This is a genomic window from Paraburkholderia phymatum (assembly GCF_038900715.1).
Lineage (GTDB): Bacteria > Pseudomonadota > Gammaproteobacteria > Burkholderiales > Burkholderiaceae > Paraburkholderia > Paraburkholderia phymatum_A.
The window spans coordinates 1-684 of the sequence record NZ_JAYMRZ010000088.1 but is presented as its reverse complement, the minus strand read 5'-3'; the positions used below and the strand labels follow the sequence as shown (position 1 = coordinate 684).

Annotated in this window: 2 protein-coding genes; both read left to right on the top strand. The window is 60.7% G+C overall.

Features of this window, described 5'->3' with window-relative positions; genetic code table 11:
* The first annotated feature begins 212 nt into the window (after nucleotides 1–212).
* Entirely contained in the window at nucleotides 213–368 is a 156-nt protein-coding gene (locus tag VSR68_RS42535; protein ID WP_342945381.1) for a hypothetical protein, read from the top strand.
* A gap of 16 nt (nucleotides 369–384) precedes the next feature.
* The gene (locus VSR68_RS42530) at nucleotides 385–522 is read left to right on the top strand and encodes a hypothetical protein (RefSeq protein WP_342945380.1); all 138 of its coding nucleotides are present in this window, start codon (nucleotides 385–387) and stop codon (nucleotides 520–522) included.
* The last annotated feature ends 162 nt before the right edge of the window (nucleotides 523–684 follow it).

The window sequence follows — 684 nt, the reverse complement described above, 5'->3', positions numbered from 1 at the left end:
CGGCGACAATTACCCGACGACAATTACGATGGAGGCGCGACAACTATGAATTAGCCATCGACAACTACACCCGTTGACCGGCCAAAATAGTTGTCGCTGACCGGCCGTGCTGCTTGACGCTGTCTAGCTTCAATGGCGGTTATTGCGCGCAGATGTAGATATCTGGATTGCCGGATTGGGACTTGCGATGGATTTCCGGCAATGAGCATTAGATGCTTGCACGGATGATCGATTTTGATGAGCAGCAGTTGTCACTGGTCATTGCCCGCGACGTCGCGTTGCTGGGTGAGACTGGAAGTCAGAGTGTGGTCAGCGATGCGCTGCGGGCGGGTGATGTTAGCGTTGCCGCGCCGCAGATGAAGCATTGAGGGAAGGTGGCAGTTGTTGTGGCTGTGGCTGTGGCTGTGGCTGTGGCTGTGGCTGTGGCTGTGGCTGTGGCTGTGGCTGTGGCTGTGGCTGTGGCTGTGGCTGTGGCTGTGGCTGGATGCGCAGCGCAGTGTGCGCACCTGGCGGGTAGCCTGAGCGAACGCCTCCTGGGCAGGGCGTTTCGCGCTGACGCGCAAGCGACCGCACTTGGAAAGGAATGCGGGCCCTCTGCGCCAGCGCGTGGCGGTGGCCGCACGGAGCTATCTTTCGGGAGGGACTGCCACGGCCGGGATCGTGGTGCTGGCGTTATTGGAGGCG

Coding starts and splice junctions, on each gene's coding strand:
- VSR68_RS42535 (WP_342945381.1), top strand. CDS start 213: ATGCTTGCACGGATGATCGATTTTGATGAGCAGCAGTTGTCACTGGTC.